Origin of the sequence: Planctopirus limnophila DSM 3776 (assembly GCF_000092105.1) — a bacterium.
Classification (GTDB): Bacteria; Planctomycetota; Planctomycetia; order Planctomycetales; family Planctomycetaceae; genus Planctopirus; species Planctopirus limnophila.
This window is the reverse complement of the sequence record NC_014148.1, coordinates 967,091-986,485: the sequence shown is the minus strand read 5'-3', so window position 1 is coordinate 986,485 and position 19,395 is coordinate 967,091. Positions and strand designations below refer to the sequence as shown.

Below are 19,395 nucleotides of genomic sequence, written 5' to 3'. Positions count from 1 at the left end.
CCGAAACCCTAGTTTGGCACACAATCTGCTCTGTATCGTCAACCGTGATGTTTCACATCGTCTTCATCACAACTTGATGAAATGATGCGATTGCTATTTCCGTCCTGCCAATGCTTCCCGCCGATTGACTTCCCGCCCCGTTCGGTCCTGTGAGTGTTGAATCATTTCAGCATGAAACAGCGATGGCCGATTGCAGCCTGCTTCATCGAGACGAATGTACTCGACCCGGAGATGTTCTCATGTCTGCCGACTTACTGAACCACAATGTTTCAGGTACCTATGTATCAACTGTCTCTGAGACTCAAGGTCCTGGAGCAATCGGCGGAATTCGGACCATGCTGCAAGGTGTGGTGGCCTGGGGCCGAGAGTTGCTCATGATCGGCTTTGTTTTCGCAGGAATTGTGTGCCTTGGTTCGGGCATGACTCAATCGACAGATTCAGAGAGTCCCGTCGCTGCCTCAAGCACCAGTGAATCGGGAGTGATTCGCCTCTTTCCGATGGAAAGTGAAGACGCAGTCTGGATTGTGCGTGCCCATGGCCCGATTCGCCTTGTAGCAATTTCATCGGGAGAAGTTCTTCGGTCCTTCGACATCTCTTCCCGGTGCTATCCCACATTCACGGCCTCTCCGGATGGAGAGACTTACCTCTCGGTTTCCGAATTGGGTAATAACTCCGTGCTGTACCGTTCGATTGGTGAAGCCAATGCCCTCAATCTGCGAGATACTTTTGGCAGCCAATGGCCTGCTGATTTCTCTTTTGCTCCTGACAACGAAAAACTGCTGATTACGATGTCATCAGGTGAGGTGATCGAAAGATCCCTGGATGACATTTCCTGCCCCCAAGGTGGCAATCTCAGTGAATCGGCTTTACTGGCCAAATACAGCCCAGATGGTTCGCGCATCGTGATTGCCGGTACCGATGGAAGCCTCACGATCCTGGATGCCAAGACGAAAGCCTGTCTGCGACATGAGATCTGTGTGACCGATCGGGCAATCAGCCTGGCCTGGAGCCAGCGAAATACTGTGGCTGCTGGTTATTTGAACGGGACGGTAGTCTGTCTTTCCGAAGATGCCAGCCAGCTTCCTGTCAAAGAAAAGATTGCTCAGGACCAGATTTGCTCGCTGGCCTTCAGTCCGGATGGATCGGTGATTGCAGCAGGTGGATTTGACAAGAATTGCCAGTTGCTGAATGCGGACACTCTGGCACAGATTCGAGTCCTGAAGGGTCATACAGGGGCTGTGCGGCAAGTCTGTTTTGTCAACAATGGAGAACGCCTGCTGACTGGCGGACTTGATGGCAGCATTAAAGTCTGGGGCGCGAGCGGCTCTACGCCGATCTATGAACTCAACTAGTAGCGTATGATGGCTTCGCCCCAGGATCTTCGCCACATGCGAACTGTGCCTGATGTTCTGGGCGCGAGCGAGGACGTTTGACTTGAGCCACACAGTCTCCAGTCATCATGCAGATGGGCACACGTTTGATGCCTATGCCGGAAATAGATGACCTTTCGAGAGTCTATCAGGCATGCTTGCTCCGAGCCGCAAGGATGGCACACCTGACGGTGGTAAAACGTGGAATCTGCTCAAGCCACCCCAGATCTTTCGCCGCACAGACCTCTCAATGCACAGGTTTCTTAAACTGCTCGTTGCCAGTCGCTTGATGAGTTTCGTTCCTTGAGCACGGAATGATCTTGCGTGCATTGTGCGAAGGCCGCATCGCTCGTGATGCCAAAGTTGATTTTCCGAGTCTCGACTTTGGTTTCTTGGTGGATCAGATAAGATTCATTATTGTCGTATAAAGAACGGAGGTTGAACGCCACCGAACAGTTCAGACGCGATGGGAAAGCCAAGCCTCTTTCAACATCGCACGACTGACAGCCAGTGAAGCCGGGAGAGTCTGCTTTGAACACAGGTTTGAAAACTGGTTTGAATACAGGGCTGACTATGGGCCCACTTGAACCGGGAAACGGCGTCTCCAGCCCTGCTACCGCAATGGTGAGCAATCGTGGCTTAAATGCCTCGGATCCATTGACGCTGACGGTTGATATCGGCGGTACAAACATCAAGGCACTGGTTCTCAAAAACAGCGGTGAGATCGTTCGTCCGCGGGAATCATTGCCCACTCCCTCACCAGCCACACCTGTGGCCGTACTGAGTGTTATCGAAACACTCGCGGAACGACTGTCTCCGTTTGACCGAGTGGCCATCGGCTTTCCGGGTGTCGTGCAAAAGGGGATCACCCGCACAGCACCAAACCTTTCGCCCGCCTGGAAAGACTTCTTTCTCGAAGGAGAACTCGAGCAGCGTTTGAAAGTTCCCGTCCGGATTGCCAACGATGCCGACGTGCAGGGGTTTGGCGCCATTTCCGGTAAAGGGGTTGAGCTGGTACTCACGCTGGGGACAGGGATGGGGTCTGCATTGTTCATCGATGGCATTCTGGTCCCTAATCTTGAATTGCCCCATCATCCATTCGAGCAGAATGCAACCTATGAGCAACGACTCGGCCAGGCTGCTCTGGAGCGTCTCGGGCTTGAGGAATGGCAGGCTTCCCTGTCGAGAGCCATTGCTTTGTTAAGAGCCACATTTAATTTTGACTGCCTCTACATTGGTGGCGGGAATGCGCGCATGCTCCATGAAGCGTCGCTTCCGGCTGATGTCCGATTGGTGCAGAATATTCTCGGGTTGATCGGCGGGCTGGCATTGTGGACTCGAGTGCAAGGAACGTCGCTCGTTCGAGCGCCACAGGCCGAAGGAGCCCATTGCCTGATTGTGGACTCCCCAGCCTCAGATTCCCCCTTTGAATCAACACCCGGCGTGGGTTAGGCCTCACTCCCGAAGGCTGATTCCGAATTTTGCCTTCTAGCCAGTTTCAGGGATTGGTCACTCCCGATTTGTGATGTCGCATCAAAACTTACCAAAGTGAGTGTGTGGTCAATCGACTCGGACTCGCTCTTGAAGCGTAACTCTGCTACGACTCTCCACGCTGACAACCCTCCTGCCAGCTGTGTCCATCGCGAGGATGAAGCCGTGTTTCTGAAAGATCTTCTGTTAGTGTTTCTCTGCGCGGGCGTAGTCGTCTATCTCTTCCACCGGCTCAAGATTCCGACGGTGGTGGGATTGCTGGCGACTGGAATTGTGGTCGGCCCCTATGGTTTGCAGGTGGTCGATGATGTTCACCGTGTGGAACTTCTGGCCGAAATCGGGGTGGTGGTGCTGCTCTTTACCGTTGGTTTAGAGTTCTCACTTTCCCGTGTGGTCAAAATGGCCACGATGATGCTGCAGGTCGGAGTTCCTCAAGTCGGGTTTTCATTACTGGCCGGGACAGTGGCCTGCATGGCGACCGGCATTGCCTGGAATTCATCGGTCTTTGCCGGGATGTTGATGGCGATGTCTTCGACGGCCATTGTGATCAAGCTCCTGGCTGATCGTGGGGAACTGGGAACGCCGCATGGGCGGATCTCAGTCGCGGTGCTGCTGTTCCAAGACCTGCTGGTCGTCGTCTGTGTACTTGTGGTGCCGCTTTTGGCTGCAGAATCGGGCCAGCATCATTCATTCATATGGGATGTTTCCCAAGGTCTGGCGATGGTGCTGGCGATTACCATCGTTGGACGGTTTGTGGTTCCCCCACTGCTTTACCAGATCGTCCAGACTCGCAACCGGGAACTCTTTCTCATCTGTATTTTCGTGATCTGTATTGGTACAGCCGCACTGACCAATATGGTTGATCTCTCTTTGCCACTGGGAGCATTTCTGGCGGGGCTGATTATTGCTGAATCGGAGTATGGTCATCAGACACTCGCGGAGGTCATGCCATTTCGAGATACGCTGAGCAGTCTGTTCTTTATCTCAGTCGGGATGTTGCTCGATATCAACCATCTGATGACCCATGGATGGTCGATTTCACTGTTACTGATAGCCATTCTACTATTGAAGGCATTAACTGCGACAGTCCCTTCACTGCTGGCTGGGTATTCATTCCGTACGGCAGTGCTCGCAGGGGTTTCGCTGGCACAGATTGGTGAGTTTTCTTTCGTACTTGCGAAAAGTGGACTCGAAGTCAAGCTGATGACTGCAGATCAATATCAGCTCTTTCTCGCCGTGTCCGTGCTATCGATGGTGGCGACGCCTTTAGTCCTGGCCGGGTTGCCTCGATTGATTGATGTGATTGAGCAATCGCCACTGGTTAAGTCGTGGCAGAAGTACACTCCTCCCGAAGATGACTCGATTGATGAACTTCACGGCCATGTCGTGATTGCTGGATATGGGTTTAATGGCAGGAATCTGGCGACGGTACTTAAAGAATTGAAGATTCCTTATGTCGTGCTGGAAATGAATCCACAGACTGTCCGTCGGGAAAGAGCCCAGGGACAATCGATTTATTATGGTGATTCAGGCCGGGAATCCGTGCTGGAACATGTGCATATCGAGAAAGCCAAAGCACTGGTGGTGGCGATTAATGACCCGATCTCTGCACGCCGCACAGTTCAACTGGCCCGTCAGATGAATCCTGACCTGCATATCGTGGTGCGCACCCGCTACTTTACGGAATCGTTCGATTTGAAAAGACTGGGTGCGAACAGCATTATCTCCGAAGAGTTCGAAACCTCACTTGAGATCTTTGCTCATGTTCTGCGCGAGTATCATATTCCTGGCAATATGATCAATCGTCTGGTGGCCAATATTCGCTCGGATCATTATCAGGCATTCCGAGGGCAGGCTCTGGGACGAACACTTCTTTCCTTTACTCCCGATGGAAATCTCGACGCTCAATTTGAAAGCTGCCAACTGGCCCCGCATTCGCATGCGATCGGGAAGACACTGGGGCAGCTCAGACTGCGAAATTTAACGGGGGTGACGATTGTGGCTGTCAAACGCAAAGGCCAGGTCGTGACCAATCCCGCTGCCGACCTGCAACTGGAACTGGGTGATGTTCTCGTACTCCTTGGCCAGCCGGAACAGTTTGAAACGGCCATTGAGTTGTTGGAACTTCCTGCCGAAGGAAAAGAAGAGCGACCCGCCTGACGAAAAGCATGATCCATTCTGATGTGTTCTGCGTTGAACCTGGCAGATGCCCTGCGACTTCCCGTCGGAGATCAAACTCAGGTGTGCATTCGAGGGAGTTCTTCCTCATCAGTCCTGTTACGTACGAAAGGTTCAAGCAATGAGCGGTCTTCACTGGCTGGAAACTCATGGCCTTTCGGTGATTTCTCTGCTGGCGATCGTCGGCACGATACTGCTGCTTTATCGGGAAATTCAGACTCAACACGGACATCGCCTGCTCTGGCATAGCTGCCGGGTAGCCGCTTATCTGATGGCGATGATTCTGCTGTTCATGACGCTGGCGGGCTTTATCTGGTGTGAATGGAAACTGGGCGGTCTGGCGGTCAGTGATCCTGACGTGCGTAACGATTGGTTTTTGTGGTTGAATCGCTGGTCACTGCTCCTGTTTTTCACATACAACAGCGTACTGGTCCTGGCATTCAGCCGTTCTTCAGGCTGGAAACAATTATTCAACATACGCAAATCACTGAGCCGCTAATGAGTGGTCCGCAAATCACTGGGCAATGGTCAATAAATTCCAGTGCCGCATGAGATTTCCAGGTCGCAGGGATTCCCTCATCTTTTTCCCAAGGAACCACGATTGATGCCATCGCCAGAACATGCGCCGGAAGATCGCCCCGCTTCAACAGATTTACCCATCGAAGCGAGTGCTGGATCTGACCGGGAACATGTGGTGGCGACTTCTGTTCCTGTGATTGAACAAGAACCGATGGTTGGACCGGTGCGAACACCGGTTAATGTCCATGATGTGCTTGCCGATCCCGTCACAAAGCATCTTGTCTCGGCTTCACCAATTCTCAAAGCCGACGACACGGTGCAGCAGTCGCTGACAGCCTTGCGGGCATCGAATGACGTCGGGCGGATCGTTTACTTCTATGTTGTGGATGAAGACCACCGGCTGCTGGGCGTGGTTGCTAGCCGCCGGCTGCTGCTTTCACCGCCAGAGACGATCATCCGCTCCATCATGTCTGCAACCGTCATTTCGATTCCCTCGACGGCCACTGTGCTCGAAGCCTGTGAATACTTTACTCGCTATAAACTGCTGGCGTTCCCTGTTGTCGATGAAGATCAGAAGATTCTCGGTGCAGTTGACGTTGATCTCTACACCGCTGAAATCATGGAAATAGATCGTCGGCAAGACAGTGACGATCTATTTCAGTTGATCGGTGTGCATCTGACAGAAGCCTCGCAGCGCAACTCGCGGGCGGCATTTCTAGGCCGGTTCCCGTGGTAACTCTGCAATGTTCTGGGAGGGATGCTGGCTGCCTTTACTGCCGATGCCTACGACGACGTGGCGACTTTGGCAGTGGTGGCTCCTTTTATTGCTCTGGTCACTGCACTGGCTGAAAGCGTCAGTATCCAGTCGGTAAGTCTGGCACTGCAGGCTCTGCATGGTCAACATCCCACCTGGGCGATTTTTTCGCGTAAAGCAGCTTTTGAAGTGATCGTCGGTGCTCTCTTGGGAATCAGTTGCGGACTCTCTGTGGGAGTCATTGCCTTCCTCTGGAAGGGAAGCTGGGCGGTTTCTGCCAGTCTATTTCTGGGAATCGCCGCTGGGGTTACCGCTTCGGCACTGGTGGGCCTGAGTATTCCCTTCGTGCTTCGATTGATTCGACGTGATCCTCAGTTGGCCTCCGGCCCGATTGCACTCGCATTAAGCGACGTGGTGACGTTGCTCTTCTACTTCAATCTCGGTCGCTGGATTCTTTGAGTTCATCACATCGTGAACTTTTCATGTTGCCGGTGAATCGTGTGGAGGTACCACGGGAGTTTCTGCCGAAACCTGGCTGGTGGTCGTCGACTGCTTGATATTGAAGAACTCTCGCTCCACCCGGTCACGCTCTCGATCGAGTTGGTCACCCGTGGCACCGAGGTCTTTGAGGATGGATGTTGCCATGGCCAGACCAATGGCTGCTTCATCGACAAAAATTCTGGCGGCACCAAAATGCTCCAGTTCGGGAAGATTATGCAGAAAGCGTGTGCGCACGAAGGTGATGATCTGGGGATGCAGAGTTTTCGCCTGCTGGATGATCTCTTCGACACCATGGCTTTCCGCACTGCTGAAAATGAGATACCGGGCCGACTCGACGTGGGCCTGCTTGAGGACTTCGACTTGTCGTGCATCTCCATAGACGACACACATTCCTTCGTTTCGCAGTCGCCGGAATGTGTCGAGATTCATTTCGATAATGACAGGCCGGATACCATTCTCAATGAGTATTCTGGCAACCATGCGGCCAATCGGCCCATATCCCACAATGATGGCGGGTGTGTTGGTTCCGAATTTTTCGTGGTCTTCAGAGACTGCCGGGGCGGCATCAAGTCTGGCCAGCAAACGCGTTGACAGCCACGGCACCTGATGCATCCATCGTTCCAGTTTGGGAATGGCTCCGTACAGCAAGGGATTGATCGTGATCGAGAGGATTGCCGCCACGATGAGCCCCTGGTTCGCCTCTTCAGGGAAAACTCCCAATTCACGGGCGAGAGACCCGAGAATAAAGGAAAATTCTCCGATCTGTGCTAAGGCAATAGCGACAGAAAGGGCTGTGCGCGGCGGATAGCGCAACAACATCACAATCACAAAGGCAGCGAGAGGTTTGCCGATGAGCACAATGGCCAGTGTGCCAAGAATCACGCCAGGGGCCTCGACAAGTTGAGATGGATCAAACAGCATCCCCACTGAGACGAAGAAGAGCACTGCAAAGGCATCTTTCATCGGCAGTGCATCGGAAGCGGCTCGGGCACTGAATTCGGATCGCCCCACAACCATCCCTGCCAGAAAGGCTCCCAAGGCCATCGATACTCCAAAGAGTTGGGCAGAAACTACAGCGATCCCTAGAGCTGTGACCAGAACTGTGAGTGTGAAAAGTTCTCGGGATCCCGATTTGGCCATGCGTTCAAAAACCCATGGAATCACCACGCCGCCGCCGTACATCACGACGACGACAAACAGGCCAATCTTTCCGAAAGTCAAAAATGCCGCAATGGTGACACCTGCCAGATCGGCTTTGGCAGCAAGCACTGTCGGCAGGAGCACGAGGGTCACGACCGTGAACAGATCTTCGACCACCAGCCAGCCCATGGCGATGCGGCCGGTATTGGTATGAAGCTCACGGAAATCGGCCAGTACACGCGCCAGGACCACAGTACTGGCCACGCTGAGTGCCAGGCCAAAAATGATGGAGGGCACAAGCCCCCAGCCGACAATCAGGCCTAATCCCGTGCCGAGTAGAGCAGAAATGAGAATCTGGCCCAGCGCTCCGGGAAGTGCCACTTTGCGAACGGCAAGCAGATCCGCCAGATGAAAGTGCAACCCGACACCGAACATGAGGAGAATCACGCCCACTTCGGCCATCTGCTCAGCCAATTCGGCGTTGGCGACAAATCCGGGAGTTGCAGGACCGACGCAAATCCCGGCCAGCAGGTAGCCCACGATGGGTGATAATCCGAGCCGGTTGGTGATGTAACCCAGCACCAGAGCCGCCGTCAGGCCACCCGTGAGAGTGAGAATCAAATCAAGATGATGCAATAGTTCTAATCCTGTTGTGAGAAGTCGAAATTGTCGAGTGTCCTCATTCAGCCACTTGTGCTGAATTCAGCCACTCACAGTTGTCGACTCTCTCAGCAGGCAGGTCAACGGCAGCGAAGTTGATTTGTTCATGGATTCAAGAAAGAGATGATGATCCTCATTCGAGAAATCAATAGCCAGATGAGGGGCGTCTCCAAATTTATTTGCTCAGATTATGACAGAGGTCTTTAACAATCGGGTGGTTGGGGTCGGATGTCTTCATCCGCCCCCAGTTAGAGAGCTTTGTCAACGCAAATGCACCCGAAAAATGTTCTCCTGATTGGAGAGCTTATCGGCTTTATACGACGAAAGTTCAACGAACTGGGGGCAAACGAGGACGTTTGACCACAGCCACCCGCCGAGCTTTACTCACGTTGGTCAAATGATCGAAGTGAGCAGTACGCGGTGGACTTCATCAAGAGTCGTGATTCCTTCGCGGACCTTCTGCAGACCAGCTTTTTCGAGGGTGATCAACCCTTCGTCGATGGCGATCTGGCGAAGTTGTGTCACAGGTGTTTCCGAAAGGATGGCATGTCGCAGGCGGGCATCAATGGGTAAGACTTCAAAGACCGCAGATCGTCCCGAATAGCCTGTCCCAAAATTGACGGGAGCTGGAACTCCACGAACCAGATCGACGGTATCAGCAAAATCGGGAGAAATGTCGAGATAGCGGCATTCTGCCTCGTCTGGATGATAGATTTCTCGCGATTGCGTGCAGACTTTACGAACCAGTCGCTGAGAGACAATACAGTTCACTGCATCGGCAATGAACATTGGAGGAATGCCAAATTCCCGCAGTACGTCAATCGTGGCGGCTGTATCATTGGCATGTAATGTCGAGAGGACACGAACACCCGTGAGACCGGCACGGCAGGCAATATGCGCCGTTTCCGCATCACGAATTTCACCGACCATCACCACGTCGGGATCTTGCCTTAACACTCCTCGCAAAGCATCCGCAAAGTTAAAGTTAATGCGAGGATCGATCTGAATCTGATTGATCGATTCAATGCGCCGTTCGACAGGATCTTCCAGTGTGACGATACTGCGGTGAGGTGAGTTGAGTTGATCGAGCAACGCATAGGTTGTGGTACTTTTTCCACTGCCGACCGGGCCGACGCAAAGGAGCAGACCATAGGGCTTTTTGAGTGCTCGATTGATCAATTGAAGCTGGGTGTCGTTCAGGCCGAGATCTTCCACCTTGGTGAAAACGGTTTCGTCGGGCATCAACCGCAGGACGAGGCGTTCACCATGAATGGTGGGCCCACTCCCCACACGAATATCGCGCGAGGCTCGCAATGAGGCGCCGCTGATATGGCCATCCTGCGAGAGGCGTCTTTCGGTGATGTTCATGCCAGCCATCAGCTTGAGACGGCTGATAATCTGAGAAGTAATTTCACCCGGGAGTTCAATGATGTCGTGCAGGAGTCCATCGACACGCAGCCGAATTCTCAGGCCCGTGGGAGTCGGATCGAGATGAATATCTGTCGCATTGAGCTGAAAGCTGCGTTCGAGCAGAAGATCAACTAACGGAGCTGGCCCCACGACGTCTACGAGTTCACGTAGTTCCTGTTGAAGAGCTCGTTGACGGGAATCACCTGCGGTTTCCGTGACGACAGCCATGGGAGAGTTTCCTGAGTGAAAGAAAGTCAGCAGACAATCTCTGTTTCAATAAATGACGATGAACATCGCAAAAGTAGAAACTGTGTATGGCAGCAAACCAAGTCGTACTACCTGTCATCGATCTGAAGAACTCAGCTCGATCAGAGTTCTTGAACGTTGTCTGCCAACAGTTTTTTAAAGGTCTTTGAGCGTCGAGCGAGGAGTAATGGGTTCTGCTGGTTCTGTTGCCGGCGTGGCAGCTGGAGAATTGGTTTCAGGTGAACCAGTTCCTGAATCAGCAGCATCTGTCGGTGTGGTCGCTTTGGGTGGTTCGTTTGTGGCCTTGACGGCAGCAGATGGCTCTGCTGGAGCCGGTTGAGTCTTCGGGAGATCGTCCTGAGGAGAATTGACCTTGGGTTTTACCACTTTGGCTGGAGCCGGGGAGGCCGCTTGACTGCCCGCTGCTGCCTCTTCACCTTCAGACTCATTGCGGCGAAACTCGCCTTTGGGCTGTGGCAAAAGAAAGGAGATCAAAACGAGAACAACCCCGGCAGAGACTCCACTCCCGGCAAACAGACGCAACGTGCCAAAGGTGGTCAACAAGCCCCAGATGCCAGCGGCAAGTGCCATGATTCCACCTGTGACCAACAAGATTCTCCCCGGTGAAATCGCATCCATCCCGTAAGCAATGAGACCCAGAATTCCCACGACACAGGCCGCCAGCAGTGCATAGGCCGGGAGAGGTGAGGCATCACTCTGATCATCATCGAGGGTCGGTTGAATGTCTTGACGGCCCAGTGCGGCCTGAGCCTCCTGAGAGGTTTCGACAAGTTTCCAGACACGGTCGAGCCCCGAAAGTGCCAGAACTTCACGCACAGTGCTGTTCGATGTTGCCACGACCAGCGCACCATCCTGGACTTTGACTGCCTTCCATACGCGAATCACCAGAGCAACCTGGGAACTGCCAATGTAATTCAGTTCGGTGAGATCAACCACAACTTGAGGTTTGGCCAATTTTTGAACTTCCGAAACAGCCTCGAATCCAGCCTGCTCAATTTCTGACCACGGGGCTTCCGTCAATCCGGGCAGCAGTTTGAGGATGAGTTGTCCATTCTCTAATACGAGTTGATAACTGTTTGGCTTTGTCAGCATGGCCCGCTTTCAGCAAACGACAGCATGAGATGGTCGGTCAGTAAATTGTCAGTGGAGCAAACGTCAGTGAAACCAAGACAGTTATGAAAAGATTTCAAGCCGCCTGAATGACTGAGTGAATGCCTGAGTTGCCGCTATCATGCTGCCAATTGCCCAACCGGACAATCGGAAGGATCGTCATTCACGGAAAAAACATAAGATGCTGCTGCTTATGAAGCTCTCTTGATGATGATTCTGACGCCTCAGCCAGCGATTCTGCGGTCAGTAGCCACTGAAAGCCGAAAACCCAGATAAGACTTGAAGTCTTGCCCGATTCCTCGTTGACACCGATTTTTCTGCATTTCTATAGTAGAGAAGGTACGCAAAGCTGGATGAAGTGTTCACACTGATGTTCAGCAGGTGGTGCAACGCATCGATACGAAGAGTTTGCCTTTTCCCAATGAGAACGAGTTTCAGGCTCGATCTGGGTTCTGCCCATCGTTTGTTTTCATTAACAGATCTATGGATTGCTGAGTAACAATTTCTGGGGATTTGCCGACGAATGGCTCAGCTTGGACGAATACTGGTGGTGATCGTGGTGGCAGCCAGCCTGGGCTTTGCCGCTTTTGCGGCTTCGCTGGCGAATGGTGGTCGCAACTGGGTTGGTGACACCCAGAACTCTCCGCTGAATGACTATTTCGAGTTCAATTCGCAGCCGGGTGAGAAGACGACGTACACTGCAACACATCGATTGACTAAGGAATCTGCTGGCTCAGGTGTGATTCTCTCCGAGGTGGTCAACTCGGCCAAACAGAAGTTGAATCAGGAGCTGAGTGACAAGCTGCAGAAAACTCAGGCCGAAATCGACGCGTTGAAGCCACGTATTCCACAGATTCAGGCGTTACGAAAAGACGATGAACAGGCTCTCGTGAGCCGAGAAGCTGAACTGCTCAAGAATCTCGATGCAGTGCGAGCAAAGATTCTTGCGGCGACTGAGGAAGCGGCTCGCCTGGGTGGCGAGATTGAAAAGGTTCGTGGTGAAGGTGAAGAGCGCAGGGCTGAAGTTTACCGGTTGAAAAATCAGCTCGAACTGATTCGCAATGATTTGTTTGCTGCCACACAGCAGAAAAATGCACTGACAGATGAACTGTTGCGTCTGGAACAGAATCTCGATCGTTTGAAACGGCGTCAGGCTCAGTTGAAGCAGTTATTGGGTGAGCCTTACGACGATCAGGTGCCTGCTAATGGAGCGCCGCTTTCATTGAAATCTGCGACATAGTATTCATTTTGAAAAATCAGCATCGCGATTCGAAACGTTGTAATTGCTGCTGAAGTCTGACATTGAATTTGACGTTTTCCCGGCTGAACGGACCTGAGGTTCGCTATGACATTTGTTGGCAAAATTCTCGTTGTGCTGCATCTGGTTCTGGCCGTGGTTTTCATGGGCTTTGCCGGTGCCATTTATACAGCCCAGGTGAACTGGCGTACGGCGAAAGAAACCACTCAAAAGCAACTCGATGTTGCCAAAAAAGAACTCGTCGAGAAGTCGACGGCATTGACTCAGGCTGCCGACGCCGCCGCCAAGAAAGAAGCCGATCTGCAGCAGCAGGTGACTCAACTGACCGGCGAAAAAAATGCACTGACATTGCGGAATACTTCTCTCGAAGCCGAAACAGCACGACTGAAAGCGTTGGCCAATTCGGAGCAGAAGATTGCCGGGCTCAGCACCTCGGAAGCTGAACAACGTCTGCTCGAGGCACAGCTGCAGCGGGCCAGGAATATTGAACTGGAAAATTCCCGTAATCAGTTGATTACGGCAAACAACAAATTGAGCGACGAGATTTTTGGTGCCAAGGTCAAATTGGATGCACTGCTTGCTAAGCATGAAGAATCGCTGCGGGAAATTGCGACGATGAAGTCGTTCCTGGCATCCAAAGACCTCCCCACCGACATCAAGAGTATGGTGGTTTCCACCACACCGCCGCCACCTGTCACTGGTGTGGTGATGGATCTGCGCCCTGCCCGCCCTGGAACCAGTGAGACTGTCGAAATCAGCCTGGGCAGCGACGATGGGTTAACCAAAGGCCACGAACTGACGATCTATCGCAATGATCGATATCTGGGAAAAATCCGCTTAAACTTCATCACGCCTGATCGGGCTGTCGGTGAAGTTGTCGAACGAACCAAGAACAGCACTATTCAACGAGGCGATAATGTCACCACGCGGCTCTAACTCCAGTGATGCACCCAGCCCCGGGATCTACGACGCCCTGCTGTTTGTTTCGCTCTCGGCACTGATTGCCGGCATTATCTTCTTGGTGCTGGAATTGGGTGAATACGGCTGGAAAGTCGTGCCGTAAGTCCATCCGGAAGATTTTCATGCAGCATTGCTGCAATATGATCAGCCGTCAGTGAGCCAGCACTTTGGGTAAGCAAGTGTGATGGCTGTTCATGCGAAGGCAGTGGTCAGTGCAAACGCTGAGACGTATCTCAGCGATAGATCTGAGTCTAAAGTGTGTATTGCATGCTTGCTCAGAGCCGCAAGCATGGCACACAGAGCGTAATTCAGGCTGGATTTCGTGCTATACGCTTCTTCGCTGCTGCATGAGTGACATCACTTCGGCCCGGCTAGCCTGGTTGGTCTTGAAAAGTCCACGCACAGCGCTGGTGATTGTGAGCGACCCAGGTTTGCGGATGCCGCGAATCGTCATGCAGGTGTGAGTCGCTTCCAACACAACGATGACACCTTTGGGATCGAGGACGCTTTGCATGAGATCAGCAATCTGCTGAGTCATGCGTTCCTGTACCTGGGGTTGATGAGAGATCTCATCCACGATGCGGGCGAGCTTACTTAAGCCCACAACTTTTCCCCGCGGAAGATAACCAATGTGAGCCACGCCCATAAAGGGCAACAGATGATGCTCACACATGCTGTTGAAGCTGATATCTTTAACCAGCACGAGTTCGTCATACTGCTCGGGAAAGACGCGTTCGAGATGCCTGGCGGGATCACAGCGCAAACCCGCTGTTAATTCGGCAAACATACGGGCCACGCGGGCGGGAGTTTCCTGGAGACCTTCCCGATCAGGATTTTCGCCAATCGCAGAGAGAATCTCACGGACAGCCCGCTGAATTCGCGGCAAGTCAGGCTCAGCTCTCATTTCGCGAGGCGAAGGTGGTAAGGCGGAAGAGTGACTGCTGGTGAGGAGTTGAGTCTGGCTGTTATCCCCCAGAACATCAATCGCGGAGTTCGAACCATGCGGCATTGTGGCGTTACCGTGAATGCAATCGCCGTCGTCATCAGAGTATTCATCGGCCATGCTCATGGTATCTCCGCTGTGTGAATGTCGCAGTGAGTCAAATCGGGGAGGAAATCAGAGACCGAGAATGTCGGGATCATTTACCCGAGGATGACTGATGGGGATTCCATCAGAATGCCAGATATTCTCGCCGTAATCACTTCGAATGGTAGGCGGATGAGGGCACCATTCAAGGATTTGCATGCGATTTTCTGTCAAGAAGACGAATATCCCTCACGCTGAATCGCAGGCTTATGGGGTTCCCAGAGACGACAGTGCAGTGTTGATTGCAAAGACATGCTTGCCCAGAACGGCAAACATGGCACACTAAGCTGGTGCGAACGGTTCATCAGGCGAAAGGTTTCAGCTTTTGGTGCTGTTGGAGCATTGGACGCAGAAGCCTTTGAGCAGAATCTCATTGACTTTGCCAATACGGGCCCAGCTCTCTTTGTCGAACTTGGGAAGTTCGCTGCCATGGAGGCAGGTCACTTTTCCACAAGTAATGCAGACAAAGTGCGGATGCTGATCTTTCTCGGGATTATTGAGATCATTCAGCTCAAATCGCCAGACATGGTCGCCCAGTTCACTGCGAGTGACGAGCCCGGCATCCACCAGATCGGTCAGATTGCGGAAAACTGTCGCTTTGTCGAAACCCGTCGGTACGAGTTCTTCAGCGACCTCGGCATGAGTTACGGGAGCAGTCGCCTGCTGCAATTGGCGAAGGACAGCAATACGAGCCGCTGTGGTGCGTAGATTGGCCTTACCCAAAACACGGCGAATTTCAGCCACCGAACCGGCATCGGTTTCCGCTTCCTTCGACATACCGAAAATTCCACAGGCGAAACGGCTGGTAATTGACAATTGCAAGTTTATGCAACTATAGAACCTTGTATGCGTTTTCGCAACTTGTCATGCGTAGATCGGGCGGCAGATCGAGGAAATGCATCGCTCAGGCAGGTTTCTTGACCTCTGTCGATTTACTCGAAGACGACGTGGAACGGGCCGCTCGTTCCTGATCTGCAAGTCCTTCGGCTGAAATCAAATCGACAAGATCCTGCGCCAGCCCATCCATTTCGATGATCAACGAATCGACGCGCCCGGCAAAATACATGTACATGATCAATGCAGGGATTGCGATGAGCAGACCAGCCGCTGTCGTCAGCAGTGCCAGTCCGATGCCAGCCGCAAGATCTTCTGTCCTTCCCATCGCCTGCTTGGCAGCGATGGTATTGAAGCTCTCGATCATACCGGCCACTGTTCCCAGCAGACCAATTAACGGAGCAACTGTCGCAGCCCCATTCAGAACCCGAATGTGTTTTCGCAATTGGCTGGTCTGGCGTTCGCCTCCATCAATGATGGCCTGTTCCACTTCCACGCTCGGCTTGCCCCACTTCCGCAGACCGTGTGCAAACACAATCGAAATCGGGCTGCCATTTTCTTCACACAATTGGAGAGATGTTTTGGGATCGAGATGTCCTTCCCGCATGTGATCAAAGAAACGTCTGACAAAGGGCTGGGGAATCACGCGGCTGCGTCTCAGCACAACCAGGCGCTCAATGGTCACCCACAAGACCAGCACGGAAGCCAGGCCCAGCGGATAAACAAAAACACCCAGCCCGTTCAGAATCTCCAGAGGTGTTTCCGGGATTTTCGTGGCCGGCTTCTGGCTCTCTTCTGTACTCGGCACTGCCTGAGCATTTGCTGCACCAGAAGCGGATGGATCGATGGCGGCGGAATCTCCCCCTTGTGCCAGAGCATCACTCTGGTGGACTGCCACCATCCCCGTGGCCATCACCAGACACAGCATCAGGCAAAGACAGGCCTGAGGAAGGATCGAGATCTTAAAGCTTTTGCGGTGAACTGGTTGCGTACGACTAGCGCGGGGGCGATGACCCTGGTTTCGGGATGCCGGAATGTGAGTGAGACCTTGAGATTCCATTCGCATGATCGCACCGGAAAAACTGCCCATCGGAAATTTTGCCAGAAAGTGACAGAAGTCACGATGGCACAACAGTCTATCGACTTGGGCAATTCATGGTGAGAGAGGTTTTTGGAGATTTCGGCCATTGGAATTGAACCGTTTCCATCTTCGCGCCAGAACTTCTCCAAAGTACAAGCATTTGCAACGGCACTTTCAGGGAATCTCTTCCCCCCATCGAAGACTGCGGATCGATGATTCGATCGAAGAGATCTTTCATTGTGCGGCGAGGAATCAAGGATGAACCCGATGGATCGATCGAGTGACCTGGGCGTCGCTTCCATGTTCTGGTGGCCTGAAGTCATTTTATCGATTGCTATTGGCCTGGTGATTTGTGGAATCGCCGTTCCCGCAGTTCTGAATTCTCGCGAGAGTCAGCGTAAGGTTTTGTGCCAGCAAAGGTTGTCGCGTTTGTCCACGGGATTGGCAGCCCATGAATCGGCTTATGGCACATTGCCACCTGGTGTGCTCTGGGGAAGATTTCAATACGACGCGCCACGGACCACCTACTATGCCAATCTTCTAGAAGTTCTCGGAGAAGGAACGCTTTTGCCGGTTCCAGGCGTCACATGGTGCTCGTCACAAAACGAACATGTCACCAGCATGCCCCGGCCGGAACTGCTCTGTCCGTCAGATTTGCGAGGCGGAGCCGTCAAGAACAATCTCAAGTGTGGCGACCAGGCCATGACCAACTATATGGCCTGTTTTGGTCGAACGATGGCTGATGTCGCCCTCAAACGTGGACCATTCTTTGCGAATTCAGGACTCGATCTGAATCGTGTGGAGCGTGGCCGAGCTTCACTGCTGCTCATGGCTGAGTACATCACGGGAACACCTACTGACCTTCGTGGCGGTCTCTGGGGCGATGAAGCGGGCATGAGTCTGATATTCACCTCTTTGCCTCCCAACAGTCCTGTACCCGACAGGCTGTACCCGAATCCGAGGCTCTGTGATCCACAGAATGCAGTCCACAACAACGTGAAAGCCAACATGCCCTGTGCGCATGGTGATGGCTACCTGACAGATACCGCAGCAGCCCGGAGCCATCATGCGGGTGGTGTGCATGCGCTGTTTGCTGATGGACGAATTCAATTTGTTTCGAGTCGGATTGATCGTGAGCTATGGCAGAATTATGGAGTCACGCATCCTGAGTCGGCAGCATGGGAGACTGCAAGCCTCTCAGAACAGGAGATTGATAAGCTCAAATTGCCTTCAGGAAAGCTTGCCTCCAGTCAGATGACGAGGGAGTAATGCTTCATGATGCGTCAACTGACGTACTGCCTGTCGATCATAGCGGCCTTGAGCAGTCTGCTCTTAAGTGGTGCTCACATTGCGCTGGGGCAGACAGGTGCCAGTCAGCTACCTGGTGCAGCAGATTCACCAGGCAATACACATGCTGTTGCCACCGTGCGAACCTATTATGGTGAGGTTGAGCCTCTTCTGCGGGCTCATTGTCTGGAGTGTCATCGTCAGGGAGGACTGGCACCATTTTCGTTAGAAAGCTACGCGCAGGCAAAAGCCCATGCACTGACCAGTCTGCAAATGATTCAGCAGGGAAGTATGCCTCCATGGCCACCCTCTGCCCGAGGTTTGCTTTTACAGCATGAGCGGCGTTTAACAGCCACTGAGCAGCAACTCTTTGCCGAGTGGATTCAACAGGGGAGACTGGCCGGTGATCCTTCGCCACTCAACGACGACATGACCAGCAAGGTAACTCCGCAATCGGTTCAGACAAAGAGGCCGCCACTGGGTGAGCCTGATGCCGTTTTTGAACTTCCATCGAATTTTGAAGTCCCGGCAGAGGGCGACGATATCTATCTGTATGTGCCAATCGGCACAGGCTGGACGAAGGACCAATGGATCCAGGCGATTGAATTTGAGCCGGGAGTAGCCAGCGTGGTGCATCACGCCAGCTTTATGGCTGACACTTCGGGAACGGCTCGTGAGATGGATGCCGAAACGACCGAACTGGGTTACCGGCGATATGGCGGCAGTGGTTTTACAGCCTCAAGCACCTTAGGAGGCTGGGCACCGGGGGCACAGCCGATGGCATTTCCTCCCGGGGTCGCCCGCAAGGTGGATCGCGGTGCCGATCTCGTCTTGCAGATGCATTATCACCCCTCAGGGCGTGTGGAGCATGATCGCTCGCGAATCAAAATTCATTTCGCCAAAGAACCTGTCCAGAAGCAGGTGGTTGAACTGATCATGGCGAATCTGGATCTTCAGATCCCTGCGGACCGTGCTTCTCATCGGCATATCGCGGAGTACGTTTTGCCAGTCGATGTGACGATCTACGGGATTGCTCCGCATGCACATCAAGTGGCGACTTCAGTGCTCATTGAAGCGATTGATTTTGAGAAAGGTCCTACAATTCTGCTCGAGATCCCGCGCTGGAATATGAACTGGCAGCAGGTCTACCTGCCGCGAACACCACTGACATTACGCGGTGGAACACGCCTCAGGACGACGTTCGTGTACAACAACTCGTCGTCGAACCCCAGAAATCCCCATCAACCGCCGCAAGACATTTTCTGGGGAGAACAGACTGCTGATGAAATGGGAGTGGTTTTCTTCGATGTAACTACGAATACACCAGAAGATCTCAAATTCCTGCAATGGCACAACCAGAATCGCCTGACGGCTTCTCGTGAAGAGGCGGCACGCCATCCCCGCGGAAAAATTGAAGCACAATGAACTGCCAGCAAAGCAGCCCGGCCTCAATCAAGAAGCCGGGCTGATGAGTTGTGACAAGGTCGA

General features: G+C 52.9%; 17 protein-coding genes. 11 read left to right on the top strand and 6 right to left on the bottom strand.

The genetic code is table 11. The features are described 5' to 3' along the window. Positions 1-239 precede the first annotated feature (239 nt). The 6 genes from PLIM_RS04020 to PLIM_RS24675 all read left to right on the top strand — a co-directional run bounded on the left by PLIM_RS04020 (position 240) and on the right by PLIM_RS24675 (position 6,771). Positions 240-1,352 carry a WD40 repeat domain-containing protein gene (locus PLIM_RS04020; protein ID WP_013109036.1) on the top strand — a complete coding sequence of 371 codons (1,113 nt, stop codon included), beginning with the start codon at positions 240-242 and terminating at the stop codon, positions 1,350-1,352. A 591-nt stretch (positions 1,353-1,943) separates the two neighbouring features. Next, positions 1,944-2,822 (top strand): ROK family protein, encoded by an 879-nt coding sequence (locus tag PLIM_RS04010; RefSeq protein WP_013109034.1) that lies wholly within the window; start codon positions 1,944-1,946, stop codon positions 2,820-2,822. Between the two features lie 204 nt (positions 2,823-3,026). Next, positions 3,027-5,021: a cation:proton antiporter domain-containing protein gene (locus PLIM_RS04005; protein ID WP_013109033.1), complete on the top strand. Its 1,995-nt coding sequence runs from the start codon at positions 3,027-3,029 to the stop codon at positions 5,019-5,021. A gap of 139 nt (positions 5,022-5,160) precedes the next feature. After that, positions 5,161-5,538, top strand: coding sequence for a hypothetical protein (locus tag PLIM_RS04000; protein ID WP_013109032.1), 378 nt, complete (start codon positions 5,161-5,163; stop codon positions 5,536-5,538). 105 nt (positions 5,539-5,643) lie between these two features. Then, the gene (locus PLIM_RS24680) at positions 5,644-6,294 is read left to right on the top strand and encodes a CBS domain-containing protein (RefSeq protein ID WP_230849394.1); all 651 of its coding nucleotides are present in this window, start codon (positions 5,644-5,646) and stop codon (positions 6,292-6,294) included. Between the two features lie 21 nt (positions 6,295-6,315). After that, positions 6,316-6,771 (top strand): magnesium transporter, encoded by a 456-nt coding sequence (locus PLIM_RS24675; RefSeq protein WP_230849393.1) that lies wholly within the window; start codon positions 6,316-6,318, stop codon positions 6,769-6,771. A gap of 21 nt (positions 6,772-6,792) precedes the next feature. On the opposite strand, the gene PLIM_RS03990 is transcribed toward PLIM_RS24675, so the two are convergent. From PLIM_RS03990 to PLIM_RS22375, 3 genes are all read right to left on the bottom strand, one after another. Further along, on the bottom strand, positions 6,793-8,589 hold the full coding sequence (locus PLIM_RS03990; RefSeq protein WP_013109031.1) for a cation:proton antiporter: 1,797 nt from the start codon (positions 8,587-8,589) through the stop codon (positions 6,793-6,795). Between the two features lie 417 nt (positions 8,590-9,006). Then, on the bottom strand, positions 9,007-10,251 hold the full coding sequence (locus PLIM_RS03985) for a GspE/PulE family protein (protein ID WP_013109030.1): 1,245 nt from the start codon (positions 10,249-10,251) through the stop codon (positions 9,007-9,009). Positions 10,252-10,425: 174 nt separating this feature from the next. Continuing rightward, positions 10,426-11,382: an STAS domain-containing protein gene (locus PLIM_RS22375; RefSeq protein ID WP_013109029.1), complete on the bottom strand. Its 957-nt coding sequence runs from the start codon at positions 11,380-11,382 to the stop codon at positions 10,426-10,428. A gap of 541 nt (positions 11,383-11,923) precedes the next feature. On the opposite strand from PLIM_RS22375, the gene PLIM_RS03975 reads away from it, so the two are divergent. From PLIM_RS03975 to PLIM_RS24515, 3 genes are all read left to right on the top strand, one after another. After that, positions 11,924-12,640 (top strand): hypothetical protein, encoded by a 717-nt coding sequence (locus tag PLIM_RS03975; protein ID WP_013109028.1) that lies wholly within the window; start codon positions 11,924-11,926, stop codon positions 12,638-12,640. A gap of 105 nt (positions 12,641-12,745) precedes the next feature. Next, complete coding sequence (locus tag PLIM_RS03970; RefSeq protein ID WP_013109027.1) at positions 12,746-13,594, top strand: hypothetical protein; 849 nt, start codon at positions 12,746-12,748, stop codon at positions 13,592-13,594. After that, the gene (locus PLIM_RS24515; RefSeq protein ID WP_013109026.1) at positions 13,575-13,721 is read left to right on the top strand and encodes a hypothetical protein; all 147 of its coding nucleotides are present in this window, start codon (positions 13,575-13,577) and stop codon (positions 13,719-13,721) included. Before PLIM_RS03970 ends, PLIM_RS24515 begins: the two co-directional genes overlap by 20 nt. Before the next feature lie 222 nt (positions 13,722-13,943). Here PLIM_RS24515 and folE read toward each other — a convergent pair whose 3' ends face one another. The 3 genes from folE to PLIM_RS03955 all read right to left on the bottom strand — a co-directional run bounded on the left by folE (position 13,944) and on the right by PLIM_RS03955 (position 16,629). Then, a complete protein-coding gene (folE, locus tag PLIM_RS03965) occupies positions 13,944-14,522 on the bottom strand; it encodes a GTP cyclohydrolase I FolE (RefSeq protein WP_390416239.1) in 579 nt (192 codons plus the stop codon). Positions 14,523-15,023: 501 nt separating this feature from the next. Then, on the bottom strand, positions 15,024-15,482 hold the full coding sequence (locus tag PLIM_RS03960; RefSeq protein ID WP_013109024.1) for a Fur family transcriptional regulator: 459 nt from the start codon (positions 15,480-15,482) through the stop codon (positions 15,024-15,026). A 127-nt stretch (positions 15,483-15,609) separates the two neighbouring features. Further along, on the bottom strand, positions 15,610-16,629 hold the full coding sequence (locus PLIM_RS03955; protein WP_013109023.1) for a MotA/TolQ/ExbB proton channel family protein: 1,020 nt from the start codon (positions 16,627-16,629) through the stop codon (positions 15,610-15,612). A gap of 258 nt (positions 16,630-16,887) precedes the next feature. Between PLIM_RS03955 and PLIM_RS03950 the strand changes: the two genes are divergently transcribed. Beyond that, positions 16,888-17,889: a DUF1559 family PulG-like putative transporter gene (locus PLIM_RS03950; RefSeq protein WP_013109022.1), complete on the top strand. Its 1,002-nt coding sequence runs from the start codon at positions 16,888-16,890 to the stop codon at positions 17,887-17,889. Positions 17,890-17,895: 6 nt separating this feature from the next. After that, positions 17,896-19,332 (top strand): secreted protein, encoded by a 1,437-nt coding sequence (locus tag PLIM_RS03945; protein ID WP_013109021.1) that lies wholly within the window; start codon positions 17,896-17,898, stop codon positions 19,330-19,332. Positions 19,333-19,395 lie beyond the last annotated feature (63 nt).

Excerpts from the sequence above, each read along its gene's own strand:
- PLIM_RS22375 (WP_013109029.1), bottom strand. The coding sequence starts at position 11,382 with ATGCTGACAAAGCCAAACAGTTATCAACTCGTATTAGAGAATGGACAA.
- PLIM_RS03970 (WP_013109027.1), top strand. The coding sequence starts at position 12,746 with ATGACATTTGTTGGCAAAATTCTCGTTGTGCTGCATCTGGTTCTGGCC.
- PLIM_RS04010 (WP_013109034.1), top strand. The coding sequence starts at position 1,944 with ATGGGCCCACTTGAACCGGGAAACGGCGTCTCCAGCCCTGCTACCGCA.
- PLIM_RS24680 (WP_230849394.1), top strand. The coding sequence starts at position 5,644 with ATGCCATCGCCAGAACATGCGCCGGAAGATCGCCCCGCTTCAACAGAT.
- PLIM_RS03985 (WP_013109030.1), bottom strand. The coding sequence starts at position 10,251 with ATGGCTGTCGTCACGGAAACCGCAGGTGATTCCCGTCAACGAGCTCTT.
- PLIM_RS04000 (WP_013109032.1), top strand. The coding sequence starts at position 5,161 with ATGAGCGGTCTTCACTGGCTGGAAACTCATGGCCTTTCGGTGATTTCT.
- PLIM_RS24675 (WP_230849393.1), top strand. The coding sequence starts at position 6,316 with ATGCTGGCTGCCTTTACTGCCGATGCCTACGACGACGTGGCGACTTTG.
- PLIM_RS04020 (WP_013109036.1), top strand. The coding sequence starts at position 240 with ATGTCTGCCGACTTACTGAACCACAATGTTTCAGGTACCTATGTATCA.
- PLIM_RS03960 (WP_013109024.1), bottom strand. The coding sequence starts at position 15,482 with ATGTCGAAGGAAGCGGAAACCGATGCCGGTTCGGTGGCTGAAATTCGC.
- folE (WP_390416239.1), bottom strand. The coding sequence starts at position 14,522 with ATGAGAGCTGAGCCTGACTTGCCGCGAATTCAGCGGGCTGTCCGTGAG.
- PLIM_RS03975 (WP_013109028.1), top strand. The coding sequence starts at position 11,924 with ATGGCTCAGCTTGGACGAATACTGGTGGTGATCGTGGTGGCAGCCAGC.
- PLIM_RS24515 (WP_013109026.1), top strand. The coding sequence starts at position 13,575 with ATGTCACCACGCGGCTCTAACTCCAGTGATGCACCCAGCCCCGGGATC.
- PLIM_RS03950 (WP_013109022.1), top strand. The coding sequence starts at position 16,888 with ATGGATCGATCGAGTGACCTGGGCGTCGCTTCCATGTTCTGGTGGCCT.
- PLIM_RS03955 (WP_013109023.1), bottom strand. The coding sequence starts at position 16,629 with ATGGGCAGTTTTTCCGGTGCGATCATGCGAATGGAATCTCAAGGTCTC.
- PLIM_RS03945 (WP_013109021.1), top strand. The coding sequence starts at position 17,896 with ATGATGCGTCAACTGACGTACTGCCTGTCGATCATAGCGGCCTTGAGC.